A 20,307-nucleotide genomic window follows, 5' to 3' on the forward strand; every position below is an offset into this window, starting at 1 on the left:
TCGCCTTACGGTGGAGCTGTGCGTAGATGTGATCAAGAGACAGGCCGCCCCCGGTCATGCCGGCTCCGGAAGATCCGGCGCCTGGAATGCTGGTGCCCGGACCGCCAGTGCCCGGAATGCCGGCACCGTCGCCGGTCCGCAGGCGCGACAGGAAGCCCGCCACCGTCATCAACCGGCCCCCTGCGTGCCTGCCCCCGGCACGCCCGCCAGGGCCTCGATCTGCTGCAACAGGCGGGAGAAATCCACCGGCTTGGGGTGGTAGTCGTCGCAGCCTGCCGCCAGCGTCCTTTCCCGGTCCCCGGCCATGGCATGGGCGGTCAGCGCGATGATCGGGATGGCGCTGCCCGGCGGCGCCCCGGCCTTGATCAGCCCGGCGGCGGTCCAGCCATCCATCACCGGCAGGTTCATGTCGAGCAACACGATGTCGGGGCGTTCCCGCCGCGCCATCTCCACCGCCGCCTCCCCGTCCATGGCCAGGAGAACCTCGTGGCCACGGCGGCGCAGCCGGCGCGACAGGAAGTCCCAGATCTCCTCGTGGTCCTCGACCAGAAGAATGCGCGTCATGCGGGCCTCCCTGCGGCCGGCGGCGGCCGCTCCCGGCTGTTCTCCTCCGGCGCGGGCACCAGGTCCCGCACCTCGTGCGCCAGCTCGTTCAGGCTGACGCTGCCCTTCAGGATCAGCCGCTCCGCCCGCCGGTCCAGCCAGGCGCGCTCCTCCGGCGTCACATCCTTGGCGGTCAGCACGATCACCGGCACCTCCGCCCCCTCCGGGCGCTGCCGCAGCCCCTCCAGGAAGCCGAAGCCGTCCATCACCGGCATCATCAGGTCCAGCAGGACGAGGGATGGCAGCGACCGGGTCACCAGCTCCAGCCCCGCCCGCCCGTCGCCCGCCTCGGCTACGCGCCAGCCGTCCCGCTGCAGCATGGTGCGGAGCCGCCCCCGCGCCTCGGCATCGTCGTCCACGATCAGCACCTCGCCCTCCGCCGCCGGCGGGCGGAAGCGTTCCATGACCCGGCGCAGCCGCTCCCAGGCGATGGGCTTGGTCAGATAGTCGGTGGCGCCCAGCGCATGGCCCAGCCTCTTCTCGTTCACCACCGAGGCCATCACCACCGGCACGCCGGACAGCAAGGGGTCGCCGCGGATGGCATGCAGCACCGACCAGCCGTCCATCTGCGGCATCTCGACATCCAGCAGCACGGCGCGCGGCTTCAGCGCCCGCGCCAGGGCCAGGCCGGATCGCCCGTCGCTCGCGCAGCGCACCTGGAAGCCTTCCCGTTCCAGGAAGCGCGTCATCAGCTCCCGCGCGGCGGGGTCGTCATCCACCACCAGCACGACGCGGCCCTCCTGTTCCACCGGGGCCGCCTCCGCCGCCATGGCCTCCCCCTCGCCCTTCGCCGCCGCCTCGAAGCGGGCCGGCAGCCGCATGGTGAAGACCGAGCCCTGTCCGGCCGTGCTCTCGGCGCTCACCTCGCCGCCCAGCTCCCGGCAGAAGGCGCGGGTGATGGAAAGGCCGAGGCCGGTGCCGCCGAACTGCCGCGTCGTGGATTCGTCGGCCTGGGTGAAGCGCTGGAAGAGACGGGAAAGCTGCTCCGCGCTCATGCCGATGCCGGTGTCGATGACCTGGAAGACCAGCCAGTCGCGCCCCTCCCCCGCCTCGCGCCGCGCGGCCAGGGTGATCCGGCCCTCCTCGGTGAACTTGGAAGCGTTGCCCAGCAGGTTCAGCAGGCACTGGCGGATCTTGGTCTGGTCCGACTCCATCGCGCCGAGCGGCTCCTCCAGCCGCAGCGACAGCGTGTTGCCCCGCCGCGCCACCAGCGGCTGCACCGCCCCCGCCGCCTCCGCGAGCAGGGCCGCGACGTCGAAGCTGCCGACCGAGACGGTCATGCGCCCGGCCTCGATCTTCGACAGGTCCAGCACGTCGTTGATCAGGCCCAGCAGGTGCCGGGCGTTGCTCTCGATCTTGCGCAGGTCGGCCAGGAGATGCGCCTCGCCCAGATCCTCCACCTCCTCCGCCAGCATCTCGCTGTAGCCGATCACGGCGGAAAGCGGCGTGCGCAGCTCGTGGCTCATGTTGGCGATGAACTGGCTCTTGGCGCGGTTGGCGGATTCGGCGGCGTCGCGCGCCTGCTCCAGCTCCTCCTCCGCCCGCTTGCGGTCGGTGATGTCGGTGTGCGAGCCCACCCATTCCCGCAGCGACCCGTCCTGCGCCAGCACGGGCGCGGCGCGCACTTCCATGTGGCGCCAGGCGCCATCCCAGCGGCGCACCCGGTGCTCCATGGCATAGAGGCTGTGCGTCTCCTTGGCATGGCCCCAGACCTCCGCGGTGCGGCCGCGGTCCTCGGGATGGATGGCCTCCAGCCAGCCCCAGCCGCGATGCTCCTCCCAGGACTGGCCGGTGAACTGCATCCAGCGCGGCTGCGGCGCCTCGAACTCGCCCGAGCCCGGCGTGGTCCAGATGATGGCGGAGGAGGCATCCATCAGCGTGCGGAAACGCTCCTCGCTCCGCCGCAGGCGTTCCTCGGCGCCGCGCGTCTCGGTCACGTCGGTGTTGGTGCCGCTCCACTGGATGATCCGTCCGCCCGCGTCGCGCAGCGGCAGGGCACGGGACAGGAACCAGCGATAGGTGCCGTCATGCCGGCGCAGCGGGAAGGTGTCCTCCCACTCCTCGCCGTTTTCCAGCGCGGCCCGGAAACGCGCCACGACACGTTCCAGGTGGTCCGGATGGTGCAGCTCGCGCCAGCCCTGGCCCCGCATCTCCGCGAAGCTGCGGCCGGTGTATTCGTACCAGTGGCGATTGTACCAGTGTATGTCGCCATCGGGCGTGGCGATCCAGGCCAGTTGGGGAATCGCATCGGCGAGGTTGCGGAAGGCGTTGCGCAGCGAGGCGCCGCCGCTCCCGGCCACCCATTGCGTTCCTGTCCCGCGCTGCTCCGGCCCGTGCTGCTCCGGCCCCTGCTGCTCCGGCCCCTGCTGCTCCGGCATGGTCTTTCCCCCTGTTCCTTGCGAGGGACACGGCCCCCGCACCTGCCGATCCATCCATCGGCCTCATCCCCGCCGGCGCCTTCCCTGTTGGTTCCTGGCCCCTGCATGCGCAGGGGCCAGGAACCGCGCTGGCGCGGAACGCACCGGAAGGCCAGCGGCTTCATGCCCGGGCCGATGTCTTGCAGGAGCGCCAGGATTCAGCCGCCGGAAGGACCTCCGTGGCCGCGTGGCCGGGGCATCCACCGGGGAAGGGGAGCGCCATGTCACCGATGACACAGGAGCCCTGGCTTCCGGCCGCCGGAGCGCCGCGCCCGGTCCCTGGTCCGGTGGCAAGCAACGACACGGGTGGCCGCGGTCACGCTGGTCTGGACGCTCGTGCCGCTTCTGGCCCTGGCCTCCGGGCTGGAAACCCTGCCCCCCGAGGCTGGTTGATGCCCGCGGGGATGGCCAAGGGGCAGTTGAACCTTCCACGGCCCCAGGGGAATCGCATGACACTCGACCAGGCCCTGGCCTTCGGCCTGCTGGCCGCCACCATCGGCCTGTTCCTTTGGGGGCGCCTGCCCTACGACCTCGTGGCGCTCGGCGCCCTGCTGGCGGGGGTGGTCCTGGGCGTGGTGCCGGCGGCCTCCGCCTTTTCCGGCTTCTCCGACGACGTGGTGGTCATTGTCGGCGCGGCGCTGGTGATCAGCCATGCCGTGGCCCGCTCCGGTGCGGTCGAGACGCTGATGCGGCCGCTCACGCCCTACCTGCGCGGCACGGCTGTCCAGGTGCCGGTGCTGGTCGGCGTCACCATGCTGCTCTCCATGGTCACCAAGAATGTCGGCGCGCTCGCCATCCTGATGCCGGTGGCGCTGCAGCTCGCGCGCCGGACCGGCACGCCCGCCTCCGCCCTGCTGATGCCGATGTCCTTCGCCTCGCTCCTCGGCGGCATCGTGACGCTGGTCGGCACCTCGCCCAACATCATCGTCGCGCGCGTGCGGCAGGAGCTGACCGGGCAGCCCTTCGGCCTGTTCGACTACACGCCGGTGGGGCTGGGCATCGCCCTGGTCGGCTTTGTCTTCCTGTCCCTGGGCTGGCGCCTGCTGCCCACCGGGCGGCGCGGCACGCCCTCCCTGGAGGCCGCCTTCAACATCGAGAACTACACCGCCGAGGCCCGCCTTCCCGCCGGGTCGCCGCTGGCCGGAAAGACGGTGGCGGCGCTGGAGGCCCTGGGCGATGGCGAGGCGCGCGTCGCGGTGGTGGTGCGCGAGCGCTTCCGCCGCTTCGTCCCGCGCCCGGACTGGGTGCTGCGCCCCGACGACGTGCTGCTCCTGCGTGGCGAGCCGGAGGGGCTGGAGCGCTTGGTGGCCCGGGCCCAGCTGGTCCTGGCCGGCGACGGTCAGGCGCCCGGCCAGGCCGGCGAGATCAGCGTGGTGGAAGGCGTCGTCACCGCCGAGTCGCCGCTGGCCGGGCACACGCCGGGACAGCTCTCGTTGCAAGGGCGGCACGGGGTGACGCTGCTGGCGGTCAGCCGCGCCGGGCACAGCATCCAGCAGCGCCTGTCCGGCCTACGGCTGCGGCCGGGCGACGTGATCGTGCTGCGCGGCGAGGCCGCCGCCGTGCCGGAGGCGCTGGCCGGCCTGCGCGTCCTGCCGCTGGCGGAACGCGCCATCGCCTTCGGCCACAGCCGCCGCTCCTGGCTTCCCCTGCTGGTGCTGGCGGCGGCGATGGCGCTGGTGGCCACGCATGTGCTGCCGGTGGCGGTCGCCTTTTTCGGCGCGGCGGTGGTGCTGCTCCTGCTGCGGGTCATGACGATGCAGGAGGCCTACGAGGCCGTGGAATGGCCCGTGCTGATCCTGCTGGCGGCGCTGATCCCCGTCAGCGAGGCCATCCAGCGCACCGGCGGCACGGACCTGCTCGCCACCGGGTTGCAGCACCTGGTCTCCGGCCTGCCGCCCCTGGGGGCGCTGACCATCACCATGGTCGTGGCGATGCTGCTGACCCCCTTCCTGAACAATGCCGCCACGGTCCTCGTGGTCGGGCCGATCGCCGCGGCCCTGGCCCAGCGCCTCGGCCTGAACCCCGACCCCTTCCTCATGGCCGTGGCCGTGGGGGCGGCCTGCGACTTCCTCACCCCGATCGGCCACCAGTGCAACACGCTGGTCATGGGCCCCGGCGGCTACCGCTTCGGCGACTATGCCCGGCTGGGGCTGCCGCTCTCCGTCCTGGTGGTCCTGACCGGCGTGCCCCTCATCGCCTGGTTCTGGCCGCTGGGGCCGGGGTGATACGCCCGTCCGGCGCGCCGTCCGTGCTGTGGCGTCGCACTTGTGGTTGCCCCCGGGGAAGGCGCCGCCTCCGCCGGAGGAACTGCCGAAGCAATGCTCCGACCTCCCCGGCCCCCGCCTTTCGTCGGCCCAGGGGTTAGTCCAGGGGTGGCAAAGCCGGTTCCCGCACGGTCTCCTGGAGCAGTTGGACCGGCGGGACGCCCGGAAGAAGAAAAGCGTGGCGTCCACGCCGGTGACGCCCTTGGCCGCCGCGAAGCCACGCGTCCCGGCATGACAGGCTGGCAGCGGGTACCAACGAAGGGGAGGTCCAGGGTCAGGCATATTCGTCTGCCCGGCTTCCCAAGGGTTTGGGGGCAAGGTGAGCCTTGCCCCCAAAGGGCGGCGCGATCCGGCGAGCGGAAGGTGCCGGAAGCGTTTCTCCGCCCCGGCGTCAGGAACCCGCCAGCGGCTGCGTGGCCGGCGTCCCGAGGCGGAAGCCCTGGGGCGCGGCGGCGCGTGCCCGGCTCCAGGCGAGCAGCCCGAACCACATCAGCCCGCCGAAGAGCAGGTAGGAGACGCCGAACCGCGCATAGGCCTCCATCAGCCCCGGATTGGCGAAGGCGATGACCAGCACCGCCGGCGTCGTCAGCAGGATCGCCGCCCAGCCCAGCGCATGGCGTGTGGCGCTGGCGGCGAGGGCGGAGCCGGGGGCCAGGAAGAAGGCCGCCGGCATCAGCATCAGCAGGTAGTAGTGCGACCAGGAAAGCGGGCTGCTGACCACGGCCATCACCAGCACCAGCATGTATTCCAGGTCCTGCCCGCGGCTCCCCTCCGCGTCCCTGTTCCGCGCCGCGTGCGAGGCGCCTTTCACGCAGGCGAGCAGCGCGGTCAGGTAGAGCAGCCCGACCCCCACCGTGCCGGTCATCCGTTGCAGAGGCGGCGGGGTGCGCAGCGTCTCCCAGTCCATCAGCGCCGCCGGGCCTTCGGCGAGGCGCACCAGGAAGCCCGTCACGGACTGCACGTTGAAGGCGCCGAGCGGATGGCTGCTGAACTGAAGCACGCTGAGCTGCAGCCAGTGCCAGTGCATCTCCCACCCGAAGATGGCGAGGGAAAGCAGCCCGGCCACGCCGCAGAAGCCGGCGAAGCCCGCCGTGGCGCCCCAGTTCCGGCGCAGCAGGAAATACAGGCCGAAGAGCATGAGCGGCAGCTTGATCACCGCCGCGAGGCCGAGCAGCAGCCCCGCCGCCACGTCCCGCCGCCCGCGCAGCAGCCAGAGCCCGGCGGCCAGCATCAGCAGCACGATATGGGTGGTGTTGCCTTCCTTCAGGCTGTTCTGCAGCGGCCCGTTGATGGCGAAGAGCAGCAGCAGCAGCCAGAATCCCGGCCCGCGCAGCCCGGCGAGCCGCACCAGCAGCAGGAAGGCGCCGGCCGTGGCCGCGAGGCCGATCAGCGTGAACAGCACCGCCGCCGCCTTGTCGGGCAGCAGGGCGAAAGGCGCGAAGAGATAGGCCACGACGGGCAGGTTCACGAAGCCGTCCACGCCCCGCTCGATCTGTGGCCCCAGCGCCGCGGGGCTGTCCAGCACGGCCTGCCCCGCCTGGTAGTAGGCGGCCCGGAAGTCCTCGAAGAGGTGCCGGGGCTCCGAGATGGCGAAGAGCGCCAGCGCCGCCACGGCGCAGAGGGCCGGCAGGGCCCAGGCCGGCCTCGCCTCCCGGCGTGACAGCCGGAAGAAGAGGAACAGGCTGCCCGCGATCGTCACGAGATCCGCGAGCGGGAGCAGTTTGGTCAGCATGGGACCGTCCGGGCCTCCGTTTGGTGCCGTTCAGATCGTGAGAATCGATCCGCTGAAAGGGCGAAACAAGATATTGTCTCATCATAAAGACTGTTGCGCTTCTTTTAGCAATAGTTATTGCGCTACCGTCTCAAGGGTCTCATGATGCGGCGCAAGGACAGGTAAGGACACGCGGCCAGGAACGATGGGACGCATCGGACATCCGGCGGGGACCCGGCAGCGCCGGAGCGTTCCGTTCGCCTTCAGGTTGTATTCGGCGCCGCGCTGCTCGGGCCGGGTGGGCGGGAGCCTGGCCTGCAGGCCCCTGCCTCGCCGTCATGCCTTGGCCATCGCCCCGGCCGCCCGCCCCGGGCCCGGTCCACGCATCGGCAGTGCCAGGAGGGCATGAGCATGGCGACCACCACCAACAGCAGACCCATCGCGGTGGCGGACAGGGCCGCCGTGTCGGAGGACGGGGTGCTGCAGGCCACGGGCAACCTGCTGTCCAACGACACGGACGCGGACCGGGACACGCTGGCCGTCACCGCCGTGAACGGGCTGGCCGCAGGGGCGGGCACGGTGATCGCGGGCACCTATGGCAGCCTCGTGCTCGGCGCCAACGGCCAGTACACTTATGTCCTGGCCAATGCGCAGGCGAACGTGCAGGCGCTCGCCGCCGGCCAGACGGTGACGGAAAGCTTCACCTACACCGTCTCGGACGGGCAGGCCCATGCCGATGCCGGCGAGAACCTGATCGCGCAGTCAGAGGCTTTCGGCGATGCCTCCTGGGTGCCGTTCAACGGCAACGGCGCCTTGCCCACCGTCGCCGCCGATGCCGCGACCGGGCCGACAGGCACCGCGGCGGCCGATGTGCTGAGCCTGCCGGCGGATGGCGGCCTCTACACCGCCGCGGCCGTCAGCGGGCCGCACACCTTCAGCGTCTGGGTCCGGCTGGTCAGCGGCGACGGCAACTTCGCCTTCAACTACTATGACGGGACCAGCGACAGTATCCAGTCCGGCACCGCGACCGGCGAATGGCAACGCTTCAGCTGGACCTTCACCGGCAACGGCAACGGCGACGCCAACGTCGCCATCCTGCACGACCTCGCCTCATCCACCGGCAGCGTCCTCGAGATCTGGGGCGCCCAGCTCAACAGCGGCGGCAGCGCCGGCGCCTATGTCGCCACCACCGGCACCCCGGTCACCGGCACCACCGTCACCACGCAGAACCTGATCGCGCAGTCGGAGGCCTTCGACGACGCCTCCTGGGGGCATTTCACGGTCACGGGCACCCAGCCCACGGTGACGGCCAATGCCGCCACCGGCCCCACGGGAAGCGGTACGGCCGACCTGCTGGGCCTGTCCGGCATCGGCACCGGCATCTACGCCAACACGGCGGTCAGCGGGCAGTACACCTTCAGCGTCTGGGTCCGCCTGGCCAGCGGCGACGGGAACTTCAGCTTCAACTACTTCGACGGCAGCAGCAACCATCTCCAGGCCGCCACGGCGACCGGCGCGTGGCAGCGCTTCAGCTGGACCTTCGACGCGAACGGCGACGGCAACGCCAACGTCGCCCTCATGCACGATCTGGCCACCGCCACCTCCGGCGTCCTGGAGCTCTGGGGTGCCCAGCTCAACCAGGGCGCGGCGGCGGGCAGCTACATCGCCACGGCCGGCAGCCCCGTCACCGTCACCAGCGCCGGCACGGGTTCCGAGACCGCCACCCTGACCGTCGCCATTGCCGGCGCGGCCGATATCGGCACCGGCGGCCCCGCCCTGCCCGTCGCGGTGGCGGACAGGGCCGCCGTGTCGGAGGACGGGGTGCTGCAGGCCACGGGCAACCTGCTGTCCAACGACAGGGACGCGGACCGGGACACGCTGGCCGTCACCGCCGTGAACGGGCTGGCCGCAGGGGTGGGCACGGTGATCGCGGGCACCTATGGCAGCCTCGTGCTCGGCGCCAACGGCCAGTACACTTATGTCCTGGCCAATGCGCAGGCGAACGTGCAGGCGCTGGAGGCCGGGCGGAGCGTCACCGACGTCTTCCGCTACACCATCTCGGACGGGGCCAGCCATACCATCACCACGCAGAACCTGCTGCCCTACTCGGAGGCGCTCGACAATCCGGCCTGGGTGCGGTTCAGCAACAACGGCGCCTCCGCCACGGTGATGGCCGACGCGGCGCTCAGCCCCATCGGCTCCAGGACGGCCGAGCTGCTGAGCATGACGGGCTCCGGCACCGGCATCTATACCGGCACGGACGTCAGCGGCCAGTCCACCTTCAGCGCCTGGATCCGCCTCGCCGCCGGCGACGGGCATTTCAGCTTCAACTACTTCGACGGCGGCAGCAACCACTTCCAGTCCGCCCTCGCCACCGGCGAGTGGCAGCACTTCACCTGGACCTTCACCGGCAGCGGCAGCAACAGCGCCAATGTCGCGATTCTGCACGACCTCTCCACCTTCACCTCGGGCAGCTTCGAGATCTGGGGCGCGCAGCTGAATGCCGGCGCCACGGCGGACACCTATCTCGCCACCTCCGGCACCCCCGCCACCCAGGCCAGCACCGGCGTCGCCAGCTTCGGCTCCACCCTGACCGTCACCATCACGGGTGCGAGCGACACGCCCGCCGCGGCCGCCACCCTGTCCCTGGCCGACCACGCGGACGGGGTCGTGGCGAATCTCGCGACCGGCCAGTGGGCCCAGGCGCTGAAGATCATGCCGCTGGGCGATTCCATCACCTATGGCTGGCGGCAGATCGACACCAACTACGGCTACCTGCAGGACAACCTGGCGAACGGCTACCGCCAGCCGCTCTGGGCGGAGTTCACCGACCGGGACATGCTGATCAACTATGTCGGCACCCAGAGCTCCGGCACCGGCAGCCTGCCCGACCACGACCATGCCGGCTTCCCGGGCTGGAAGGCGGAGGAGCTCGCCACCATCCTGCCCGGCCTGCTCGGCGGCGGCGCGCCCGACGCGGTGCTGCTGATGGCCGGCGCCAACGATGTCTTCCGCGAGGACGCGGCGCAGAACACGGCGGGCACCGACATCAAGGCGATGCTCAATGCGATCGCGGCCGCGAATCCCGCCACCCATGTCTATGTCTCGACCATCCTGCCGACCGCCTGGGCCGATGCGGCGGAGGTGAACGCGGTCAACGCCGTCATCCGCTCCACCGTGCAGAGCGCCATCGCCGGCGGGCAGCATGTCACGCTGGTCGAGATGCCCGGCGTCACCACCGCCGACATGTATGACGGCATCCACCCGACCGAGGCCGGCTATGCCGAGATGGCGCAGTACTGGCTGAACGCCATCCTGGCGGCCCAGGGCAACGGCGGCGGCACGCCCGGCGGCAGTGCCCAGGCGATCGCCTCCGGCCTCACCTCGGTCCTCGGCGGCGGCGGCAACGACCTGCTGATCGGCGACACGCGCGCGAACACGCTGAACGGCGCCGACGGCAATGACCGCCTGACCGGCGGCGGCGGCGCCGATACGCTGATCGGCGGCGCGGGGGCGGACGAGTTCGTCTTCCGCCCCGTGGCGGGGAACGTGGTGGTACAGGACTTCAGCACGGCGGAGAAGGACGTGCTGGTCTTCGACGGCATCGCGGGGCTGAGCAACTTCGCCGCGCTGAGCGGCCATGTCGCGCAGGCCAACGGCGCCACGGTGATCGACCTGTCGGGCTTCGGCACCCCGGTGCAGATCACCCTCCAGGGCTTCGCCGGCGGCCTGGCCGCGGACAACGTCTGGTTCTCATGACAGCCCCGGCCAGGCCGGAGAGGCAGGACAGGAAGATGGAAACGCCAATCGCGACGATGCTAGGGGGGCGGAAGGGCGACTACCTCTACGGGGTGGACGCCATCCGCTTCCTGGCGGCCCTGATGGTGGCCTTCTTCCATCTCACCTGGTACGACGCGGCCACGCCAGAGGTCGGCTGGTTCGGCTGGGTGGGTGTGCAGGTCTTCTTCGTCCTGTCCGGCTTCGTGATCGCGAATTCCGCGAACGGCACGACGCCGCTGGCCTTCCTGCGCTCCCGCGTGCTGCGCCTCTACCCCGCCGCCTGGGTCTGCGCCGTGCTGAGCCTGGCCATCCTGGCCCTGGCGCCGCAATCCGATGCCAGCCTGCTGCGGCCCTTCCTGGCCTCGCTCGCCCTGGCTCCGACCGGTCCCTGGATCGCCACCGCCTACTGGACCCTGCCGATCGAGATCGTGTTCTACGCGCTGATCCTCCTGCTGCTGCTGCGCGGCGCCTTCCACCGGCTGGAATGGCTGGGCATCGGCCTCACTTTGGCCAGCAGCGCCTATCTCGCCGCCTATGCCCTGCAGGTGGCCGGCGTCATCCACGGTCCCTCGCTCGAATTCGGCTACGGCGTCCGCAACCTCACCCTGCTGCGCCACGGCATCTACTTCGCCGCCGGCATCTTCCTCTGGCTCTGGTCGCGGCGGCGGCTGTCGCGCCCCGGGGCCCTGGCCCTGCTGCTGGCGGTGCTCGCGGCGCCGGTGGAGATGACCTGCCGCACCCTGGAGATCGTGGAGAAATCGCCCGGGCATCTCGATGCCGCCACGATCTGGCCCTGGCCCATCCTGCTCTGGGCGCTGGCCTGCGGCGGGATCGTCGCCTCGGTGGTCTGGCGCGCGGGGATCGCGCGCCTGCCGGGGGCCTGGCTGCGGGGCCTGCGGAATGCGGGGCTGATGACCTATCCCCTCTATCTGCTGCACGAGCCCATCGGGCACACGCTCCGGCACGCCTTTCTGGCGCAGGGGGTGCCGCCGGTCGCGGCGGCGCTGCTCGGAATCGCCGGCACGGCCCTGGCGGCGCTGGCCGTGGCCACCATGGCCGAACCCCTCCTGCGGCGGGCGCTCCAGGAACTCCTCCGCCGGAGGCGCGGCGACGCGGCACCGGAGGCGGGGCTTGGCCTGCTGCGCCGTTCCGGCGGCGCGATCTGACAGTGGAACCCCCGGCCGGGTAGCATTGAGGGCTTCCTGGCCGCGCGGAGATTCCGGCCGTGCGGATGTTCCCCTGCCGAAAGCATCCTTCTCCCTGGCAACCGCAGGGGGAATAATCCTCCGCACCTACAAACAGGTGGGCGCAAAAAATTTCTCCCGCAGCCTCATACACGGCAATGAGGCCCAAAAAATCTGAATTGTCTCTATTTTGTGCTTTACTTCTCATTGCTGCTCTGCACCAATTAGGGGACCTCGCGACAAAGGAGTGGGCACCATGGATGTGGCAGTAGAGTTGCTGACAGCGACCGCGGCAGCGCCTGCTGTCCGGCCCCTGGTGGTCGATCTCGACGGTACGTTGATCCGCTCCGATCTTCTGATCGAGACAGCCTTCGCCGAACTCGGGCGCCAGCCTCTCTCGGGCTTCCGTCTTCTGCGCGCCCTGATCTCCGGCAAGGCCGCCCTGAAGCACCTCCTGGCCGAAACCGCGGAGTTCGACCCGGCGACGCTGCCCTATGACGAGGTGGTGCTCGACCGCATCCGGCAGGCCCGCGCCCAGGGCCGCCCGGTCTGGCTGGCCTCCGCCAGCAACGCCCGCCTGGTCGGGGCCATCGCCGACCATCTCGGCCTCTTCGACGGCTGTCTCGCCTCCGACGCCACCAACAACCTCGCCGGCGTGATCAAGGCCCGCGCCCTGGCCGAGCGCTTCGGCCATGGCGGCTTCGACTACATCGGCAACGACACCGCCGACCTGCCCGTCTGGGCGGAGGCCGGGCACGCCCTGGCGATCCGCACCTCGCCGCGCGTCGCCCGGCGCCTCGCCGCCATCCATCCCGATGCCGAGCACCTGCCCTCTGCCCGCGCCAGCCTCAAGACCTGGCTGAAGCTGATGCGGGTGCACCAGTACGCGAAGAACGCCCTGGTCTTCGTGCCGCTGCTGACGGCCCATGCCTTCACGCCGGAGGCGCTGCTGCAGAGCATCCTGGCACTGCTGGCCTTCTCCCTCTGCGCCTCCAGCGTCTACCTGCTGAACGACCTGCTGGACCTCGCGGCCGACCGCGCGCACCTGACCAAGCGCCGCCGCCCCCTGGCCAGCGGCATGATTCCGCTGATGGACGGCATCCTGGCCGTGCCGGTCCTCTTCCTCGCCTCCCTGGCCGTGGCCATCGTGGTCTCACCCACTTTCCTCGGCGTGCTGCTCGGCTACTTCGCCCTCACCACCGCCTATTCGCTGGTGCTGAAGCGGAAGATGCTGATCGATGCCGTGGCGCTGGCGCTGCTCTACGCCTTCCGCGTGGTGGGCGGCGCCGTGGCGATCAACGTGGCCATCTCGGAATGGCTGATCGCCTTCTCGCTCTTCATCTTCATGGCGCTGGCGCTGGTGAAGCGATACATCGAGCTTTCGAGCCTGCTCGACCGCTCGCTGCCCGATCCCTCGAACCGCAACTACAAGACCGGCGACCTGCCGATCGTCGCGGCGCTGGCGGCGGCCAGCGGCTTCAACGCCGTCACCATCCTCACCCTCTACCTCTCCAGCGACGCGGTGCACTCGCTCTACAACCATCCGCAGCTGCTCTGGCTGCTCTGCCCGGTGCTGATGTTCTGGTTCGGCCGGGTGCTGCTGATGGCCCATCGCCGGCTGATGCACGACGATCCCATCGTCTTCGCCCTGCGCGACCGCGTCAGCCGCCACGTCCTGCTGGCCTCGGTCGGCATCGTCCTGGCCGCCACCTTCTGATCCCGCCCCGGAAGCACGCCCTCCGAAGACCTCAAGGAAAGCCCCGCATGTTCATCCAGCCGAACCGCTCGATCGCGGCGCGCTTCCCTGGGGAGGCGGGCAGCCTGGACCGGGAGGCCGCAGCCTCCTCCGGCGTGACGGACGGCCTGGTGGCGGCGGGCTGGGCCCTGCTCGGCATCAGCCTGTCCTGGTGGGCCTCGGCGCAGTTCGCCCATACCTTCTACCGGATGGAATGGATCAACATCTGGTTCCAGGCGGACCAGCCGCGGGTCCTGGGCAACATGCTGGACATGCGCGGGTCGCACCGTTCCTCGGTGCACCCGATCTTCTCGATCCTGACGGTCCCGCTGACCAACCTGCTCCTGCTCCTCGGCATGACCCCGGTCGGCGCGGCCAGGGCGCTGGTGGCGGGCGCCGGGGGGCTGAGCGCCGCGCTCTTCTACCTCTCGATGCGCGGGCTGAGGCTGAGCCTGCCGATCGCCTGCCTGCTCACGGCCGGGCTGCTCGCCAGCGCGACCTATCTCTACTGGTTCGCGATCGTCGAGACCTATCCCTTCGCGGCCCTGGGCACGAGCATCATGCTCTGGGCCGTCACCAGCTGGCGCAACCAGGGCGTGCTGCCCTGGGCCCTGGCCTCGGCCGGGACGCTGGCTGTCACCACCACCAACTGGAGCTTCGGCCTGGCCGCGGCCTTCTTCCGCCTGGGCCTGCGCCGCAGCATCGTGGTCAGCCTGCTGGCCTTCGCGATGGTCGCCGGCATCGCCCTGGTGCAGCGCATGACCTTCGAGGATGCGGGCGTCTTCTTCCAGCCGCGCGTGCTCAAGCAGGAATCGGAATTCCTGCGCGTCGAGCGCAGCGAGTTCTCCAAGGCCGAGGAGGCCGCGGGCGAAACCCCGGTCTCCGTGCTGCGCTCCATGCTGCTCTACAGCGCCGTCACCGCCCATGTGCGTGTCGAGCCCGTGCAGGACGGCATCCTCGACAGCATCACGGTGCGCCGCCCCGGCGCCTCGGAGGACTGGTTCTACCAGTACGTGAAGGCGCACGTCCCCTTCATCGAGGATCGGGTCTACAACATCCTCAACAACCAGCATTCCCCGGTGCTGGACCAGGGCTGGGCCGGACTGGGCGGCATGCTCGCCTGGATCGTGCTGCTGGCCTGCGGCATCTGGGGCGCCATCCTGCACCGGCCGGGGCGCCAGGCTGCTCTGGCGATCGGCGCCTTCCTGCTCGGCCAGATCGCCCTGCATCTCGTCTATGGCGAGATCACCTTCCTCTACGCCGCCGACTTCTTCCCGGCCCTGCTGGCCCTGGCGGCCTTCGCCTTCTTCACCCCGGCGCGCCGCCTGGCGACGGTTGCGGCCCTGGCCTTCGTCATCCTGGGCGGCATCAGCAACGTCACCGAGCTGCGCGGCAACATCGCCGAGGCGAACAGCATCATGCAGAAGCCCCTCAACCCGGTCCTGCATGGCAACAAGCACTGAAGACCAGACGGAACGCGCATGCCCATCTCCACCTACTTCCTCCTGATCAGCAGCATCGCCCTCGCCACCTTCTCCCAGGTGGTGCTCAAGATCGGCATGTCCTCGGAGCCGGTCCAGCTCGCGCTGAGCCGGCGCCAGCCGATCGACACGGTGGCCTCCATCATCACCTCGCCCTGGGTCCTGGGCGGGCTGACCTGCTTCGGCCTGAGCGCGGTGGTCTGGCTCCTCGTCCTGTCGCGCATGAACCTGTCCCAGGCCTATCCCTGCGTCGCCCTGGGCTTCGTGCTGACCATGTGCGCCGGCTACTTTCTGCTGGGCGAGCCGATCAACCTGCTGCGGATCGGCGGCCTGTCCCTGATCCTCGCCGGCGTCGCCTGCGTCGCCGTCAGCTGAACCGGCGCACCGGCTCTCCCGGTTCCCGGTTTCAGGACAACAGCTTTCCCCGGATGCGTGGCGCCTGACGGCCGCCCCCGGGGAAGAGGCACTGCCTCTCCCGCCGGACCCCTCTCCGCCGGGGACCGGAGCCGGTCCCCGGACCCCGGGCTTTCGTGGGTTCCCGTGGTGGCCGCCAGCCTGCGGCCCGATCCCTGGGAGCAGGCGGAGACGCGGGTCTCCCGAAAAGAAGAAAAACACCCTGTTCGCACGAGTGGCATCGGCAGTCCGCCGGAGAGCGATGCTCTCCGGCGAGATCCGGCATCAGCGAGCGCCAGCGAACGGGAGGTCCAGGACCCTCAGGGTCCTGGCGGATAGGGGGTCCGGGGGAAAGGCAGCGCCTTTCCACCCGGGACAGCGAGACGCCGGGCGCGAGAGGCGCGAACCGGAAACTGGCCCCCGAGGGTCTGGGCTGCGGAAAAACCTGGGCTTGGGCGGCATGGCCCATGCGATTCCTCGAAGCTTCCCGCCGGCCGCGCCGGTCCTTCCGGAAACCCGGAGGGGCCGGCGCGGCCCACCGGAGCGCGTCCGGGGCGGGCCCGGTCCGGCCTGCCCCGGACCGGCTGACCGAGGGGAAACACCGCATGAGCCAGGGCAGCCTTGCCGCCGAACGGCCCGCCGCGAGCCAGACCGCCTTCACCGTGCTGGCGGCGCTCAGCCTCTGCCATTTGCTCAACGACATGATGCAGTCGCTGCTCGCGGCGCTCTTTCCCGTCCTGAAGGCGAGCTACGGGCTCAGCTTCACCCAGATCGGCTTCCTCGCCTTCACCTTCCAGCTCACCGCCTCGCTGCTGCAACCCGCCGTGGGCTGGTACACCGACCGCAAGCCACAGCCCCGCTCCCTGCCGGTCGCCATGGGCTTCACCTTCTGCGGGTTGCTGCTCCTGGCCTGGGCGGACCACTACTGGTCGCTGCTCTGCGCGGCCGCCATGGTGGGCATGGGCTCCTCGGTCTTCCACCCGGATTCCTCGCGCATCGCCCGCATCGCCTCGGGCGGGCGGCACGGGCTGGCGCAGTCCATCTTCCAGGTCGGCGGCAATGCCGGCACCGCCATCGGCCCGCTGCTCGCCGCCTATATCGTCCTGCCGCGCGGCCAGGGCAGCGTCGCCTGGTTCTCGCTCGCCGCGCTGCTCGCCATGACGCTGCTCTGGTGGGTCGGCGGCTGGGCGCATGGCCAGCTTCTCAGCCGCCGCGCCACCGGCCGCGCCGCGGCGCCCCATGCCCTCCTGCCGCGGCAGAAGGTCGTCATGGCCATCACCGTGCTCGGCATCCTGGTCTTCTCGAAGTACATCTACATGGCCAGCCTGACGAGCTACTATACCTTCTACCTGATGCAGACCTTCGGCCTGGGTGTCCAGGAAGCGCAGGTCTATCTCTTCCTCTTCCTCGGCGCCGTCGCGGTCGGCACCGTGGTCGGCGGCCCGGTGGGGGACCGCTTCGGGCGCAAGGTGGTGATCTGGGGCTCCATCCTCGGCATCCTGCCCTTCACCCTGGCGCTGCCCTACGTGAACCTGTTCTGGACCGCGATCCTCACAGTGCTGATCGGCCTGATCCTGGCCTCCGCCTTCTCGGCGATCCTGGTCTATGCGCAGGAACTCGTGCCCGGCCGCGTCGGCGTGATCTCCGGCCTGTTCTTCGGCTTCGCCTTCGGCATGGGCGGCCTCGGCTCCGCCCTTCTCGGCATCCTGGCGGACTGGAAGGGCATCAGCTTCGTGTACCACCTCTGCTCCTTCCTGCCCCTGCTCGGCATCCTCACCATCCTGCTGCCGAATGTGGAGCGGCACCGGGCAGGGTAGGGGGAGCGGGACCCCGCCACGCCGCGCCTGCGGACCCCCCTGGCGCGGCGGCCGCCCACCTCAGGCCGGCGGCGCATCCTCCCGGGCCGCGCGCCGCCGTGCCGGGGCACGTGCCGCGCCCGCCTTCCTGGCCCGGCCGCCCATGCCCGGCCCTGGCTTCCCCCGGCCCGGTGCCTTCCACTGCTTCCCGTCGATCCAGGCGGAAATGGCGGCGGCGCTCGCCTGCGCCTCCTCCGGCAGCTCCACGCCGCGCTGCTCCGCCAGCTTCCGCGCGAAGCCGAGCTGCGCCGCGCTGGGCGCGCGCCCGGCACCGGCACCGGCACCGTCCTCCCGGCGCGGCGCGTGCTCGTCGAGAAAGGCGCGGCATGCCGTGGCAGAACGTGTGTAGCCCTTGGGCGGCGCGATCCCCTTGCGCTTCGCCAGGCTGGCCACGAAGCGCGCCATGGCCGGTGTCGGCGCGCCTTTCCCGCCCTCCGCCGCGCCGCCGCTGGCCAGGAGCGGCGCCTCGCCGGAGGCTGCGCGCTCGGTCAGGCGCGCGATGATCCGGCTGGCCTGGGCGCAGACGGCGTCGATGGCGCCCATCATCTCCTGCTGCCCGACCAGCACCTCGTCCAGCAGGCGCTCGAGCTGCGCCGTCACGCCGGGATCGACCAGCGCCGGATCGGCCTGCTCCAGCACGGCGAAGAGCTGCAGCCCGCGCTCCGTCGGCACGATGTGCTTGCCGTCGATCCGCAGGAAATCCTGCGCCTTCAGCCCGCGGATGATCTCGGCCCGCGTCGCCGGCGTGCCGATGCCCTTGGCCTCCTTCAGCCGCTCCTGCAACGCCTCGTCCCCGACGAAGCGCCAGGCGTTCTGCATCGCCTCGATCAGCGTGCCCTCGTTGTAGCGCGGCGGCGGCCGCGTCTCCTTCGCCTCCACCTTCGCCTCGCCCAGCGACGCCGCCTCGCCATCGCGCAGGATGGGAAGGAGCTGCGCGTCCTCGCCCTTCTCCTCGGCGGGCACCCATTCGGGAAAGGCGGCGCGCCAGCCCATCTCCAGCGGCTGCCGCCCCACGGCGCGGAACAGGTACTTCCCTTCGGGGCCCTTCACGTCGATCGTGGCCGTGGTCTGGCGATAGCGGAAATCTGGCATCGCCGCCGCCAGATAGGCACGCGCGATCACGTCGAAGAGCTTGCGCTCATCCGCCGAAAGGCGCGGCCAGACCTCGCGCAGCCGCTCCACCGTGTTGACGTTGGGGATCACCGCATGGTGGCTCGCCCCGGCCAGCCCCTTGTCGTGGAAGACCCCGCTGGCGCCGCGCCGGACCAGCGGCGGCCGCGGCACGGGAATGCCGCTCCAGGCGCGCCCTTCCTGCAAGGCGGCCACGATGCGCGGCACGTCGGGGATCAGGCTTTCCGGCAGGTAGCGCGTCTCGGCGCGGGGATAGGTGATGACCTTCTTGCCCTCGCCGTCATAGAGCTCCTGCGCCACCTCCAGCGTGCGGGCCGCCGACCAGCCGAAGCGCGAGCCGCAGAGGCGTTGCAGCGAGGGCAGGTCGTGCAGGCGGGGCGGCGACTGCCGCTTCTCCTCCACCTTCACCGCGAGCGGCCCCTGGAAGCCCTCGGCCAGGGCGGCGACGGCCTCGGCATCCTCGCGCTTCAGGATGCGCTCCTTCGGCGCGTGCCGCATGCGCAGCCGCCCGGCCTCGACCTGGGCCGTCGCCACCACCTCGAAATAGCTCTGCGGCACGAAGTCGCGGATCTCGATCTCGCGCCGGCAGACGATGGCCAGCGTCGGCGTCTTCACCCGTCCCACGCCGATCACCGCCCGGGTTCCCTTCGCCAGCGTCACCGTGGCGGTGCGGGTGAGGGAAAGGTTGTAGATCTGGTCCGCCTGCCGCCGCGCCACCGCCGCCGCGTAGAGCCGCGCATGCTCGGCATTGGGCTTCGCGCGGGCGAAGGCGTCGCGGATGGTCTGCGGGTCCTGCGCGGTGAACATCACCCGCATCACCGTGCCGCGGAACCCCTCGTGCTCCAGGATCTCCTGGCCGATCAGCTGGCCCTCGCGGTCGCAGTCCGTGGCCAGCCAGACGCGCCTGGCCGAACGCAGGGCGGCGCGGATCGCCTGCAGCTTCGAGGCCTTGTTCCCGCCTGTGGCCGGCCGCGTGCCATAGAGCGAATCCGGCCGCAGCAGCACCGGGCTCCAGCGCTTCCAGGCCGGGTTCACGTCTTCGGGCTCCATCAGGTCGAAGAGGTGCCCTTCCGCCGGCAGCACCGCGCCATATCGGCCGCCCACCGCGGCGCGGATGTCCTTGGCCTGACTGGTCTTCTCGGTGATGACGATCTGCTCGGCCATGGTTGCTCTGAGAGGAAATCCGGAACAAAACCGGAATCGGAATGCCAGAGCCGGAAGGCAGGCGCCAGATTCAAATTTGCCGCCGCACGGTCTATAGCCTTGCCGTGACGTGATCGGCCGGGTGGCCGTGCGGCCTTTCCGGCACGATCCGGGACCGTCCCGACCCGCCGAAGAAACCAAACCGAGAAGAGTCGTCCTTTGCAATTGACGCCCGAGCAAGCCGGGATCGCCCGGGCCTGCGGATGCCAGATCGTGCCCGCCACCGAAGAGCAGGTCTGGCGCCTGTCGCGGGAACACCGGATCTTCCGCCTGGATGGCGCGGCCGTGGTGGTCCGCCGGCCCGATGGCTTCCTGGAAACCGCCGGCACGCTGCGCCTGCTGCTGGAGCAGCACGCGCACGCCCAGGACCTGGCCGAGGCGGCGCCCGACCTGCTGCCTCCTTCTGCGCTACCCCTTTCCACACGGCCGGATTCCGGGCCGGAATCGCCGCCATTCCCGGCGGCCGAACGGGAACGGGTGCCGCTGCGGCGGGGTCCCCGGGGGGATTCCGGCGCCGCGCGCCGCGATCCACCGCCCCGGCCCCCTGAG

12 protein-coding genes are annotated in these 20,307 nt (G+C 70.8%); 8 read left to right on the plus strand and 4 right to left on the minus strand.

Annotated elements, in window-relative coordinates; translation table 11 throughout:
* Positions 1-168: 168 nt before the first annotated feature.
* Both ROTAS13_RS06125 and ROTAS13_RS06130 read right to left on the minus strand, forming a co-directional pair.
* The gene (locus ROTAS13_RS06125) at positions 169-564 is read right to left on the minus strand and encodes a response regulator (RefSeq protein WP_019463207.1); all 396 of its coding nucleotides are present in this window, start codon (positions 562-564) and stop codon (positions 169-171) included.
* Positions 561-2,981 carry a response regulator gene (locus tag ROTAS13_RS06130; protein WP_139323275.1) on the minus strand — a complete coding sequence of 807 codons (2,421 nt, stop codon included), beginning with the start codon at positions 2,979-2,981 and terminating at the stop codon, positions 561-563. Before ROTAS13_RS06130 ends, ROTAS13_RS06125 begins: the two co-directional genes overlap by 4 nt.
* A gap of 488 nt (positions 2,982-3,469) precedes the next feature.
* Here ROTAS13_RS06130 and ROTAS13_RS06135 point away from each other — a divergent pair, with 488 nt between their 5' ends.
* The gene (locus ROTAS13_RS06135; RefSeq protein WP_058389682.1) at positions 3,470-5,245 is read left to right on the plus strand and encodes an SLC13 family permease; all 1,776 of its coding nucleotides are present in this window, start codon (positions 3,470-3,472) and stop codon (positions 5,243-5,245) included.
* A 430-nt stretch (positions 5,246-5,675) separates the two neighbouring features.
* Here the strand turns inward: ROTAS13_RS06135 and ROTAS13_RS06140 are convergent, their stop codons facing one another.
* Positions 5,676-7,016 carry a glycosyltransferase family 87 protein gene (locus ROTAS13_RS06140; RefSeq protein WP_075821837.1) on the minus strand — a complete coding sequence of 447 codons (1,341 nt, stop codon included), beginning with the start codon at positions 7,014-7,016 and terminating at the stop codon, positions 5,676-5,678.
* A 390-nt stretch (positions 7,017-7,406) separates the two neighbouring features.
* On the opposite strand from ROTAS13_RS06140, the gene ROTAS13_RS06145 reads away from it, so the two are divergent.
* The 6 genes from ROTAS13_RS06145 (at position 7,407) to ROTAS13_RS06170 (ending at position 17,385) form a co-directional block, all read left to right on the plus strand.
* Positions 7,407-10,754: a VCBS domain-containing protein gene (locus ROTAS13_RS06145; RefSeq protein ID WP_171979044.1), complete on the plus strand. Its 3,348-nt coding sequence runs from the start codon at positions 7,407-7,409 to the stop codon at positions 10,752-10,754.
* 35 nt (positions 10,755-10,789) lie between these two features.
* Complete coding sequence (locus ROTAS13_RS06150; RefSeq protein WP_226945984.1) at positions 10,790-11,941, plus strand: acyltransferase; 1,152 nt, start codon at positions 10,790-10,792, stop codon at positions 11,939-11,941.
* 274 nt (positions 11,942-12,215) lie between these two features.
* The gene (locus tag ROTAS13_RS06155) at positions 12,216-13,676 is read left to right on the plus strand and encodes a UbiA family prenyltransferase (protein WP_075821841.1); all 1,461 of its coding nucleotides are present in this window, start codon (positions 12,216-12,218) and stop codon (positions 13,674-13,676) included.
* Positions 13,677-13,723: 47 nt separating this feature from the next.
* The gene (locus ROTAS13_RS06160) at positions 13,724-15,157 is read left to right on the plus strand and encodes a hypothetical protein (RefSeq protein ID WP_019462853.1); all 1,434 of its coding nucleotides are present in this window, start codon (positions 13,724-13,726) and stop codon (positions 15,155-15,157) included.
* Between the two features lie 18 nt (positions 15,158-15,175).
* Positions 15,176-15,550 carry a multidrug efflux SMR transporter gene (locus tag ROTAS13_RS06165; protein WP_019462852.1) on the plus strand — a complete coding sequence of 125 codons (375 nt, stop codon included), beginning with the start codon at positions 15,176-15,178 and terminating at the stop codon, positions 15,548-15,550.
* Positions 15,551-16,173: 623 nt separating this feature from the next.
* The gene (locus ROTAS13_RS06170; protein ID WP_075821843.1) at positions 16,174-17,385 is read left to right on the plus strand and encodes an MFS transporter; all 1,212 of its coding nucleotides are present in this window, start codon (positions 16,174-16,176) and stop codon (positions 17,383-17,385) included.
* A 60-nt stretch (positions 17,386-17,445) separates the two neighbouring features.
* Here ROTAS13_RS06170 and ROTAS13_RS06175 read toward each other — a convergent pair whose 3' ends face one another.
* Positions 17,446-19,719 carry a type IA DNA topoisomerase gene (locus tag ROTAS13_RS06175; RefSeq protein WP_075821845.1) on the minus strand — a complete coding sequence of 758 codons (2,274 nt, stop codon included), beginning with the start codon at positions 19,717-19,719 and terminating at the stop codon, positions 17,446-17,448.
* Between the two features lie 252 nt (positions 19,720-19,971).
* Here ROTAS13_RS06175 and ROTAS13_RS06180 point away from each other — a divergent pair.
* The coding region (locus ROTAS13_RS06180) for a hypothetical protein (protein ID WP_216348597.1) at positions 19,972-20,307 on the plus strand (336 nt) is incomplete at its 3' end.

The organism is Roseomonas sp. TAS13, from assembly GCF_001950415.1.
GTDB lineage: Bacteria > Pseudomonadota > Alphaproteobacteria > Acetobacterales > Acetobacteraceae > Roseomonas > Roseomonas mucosa.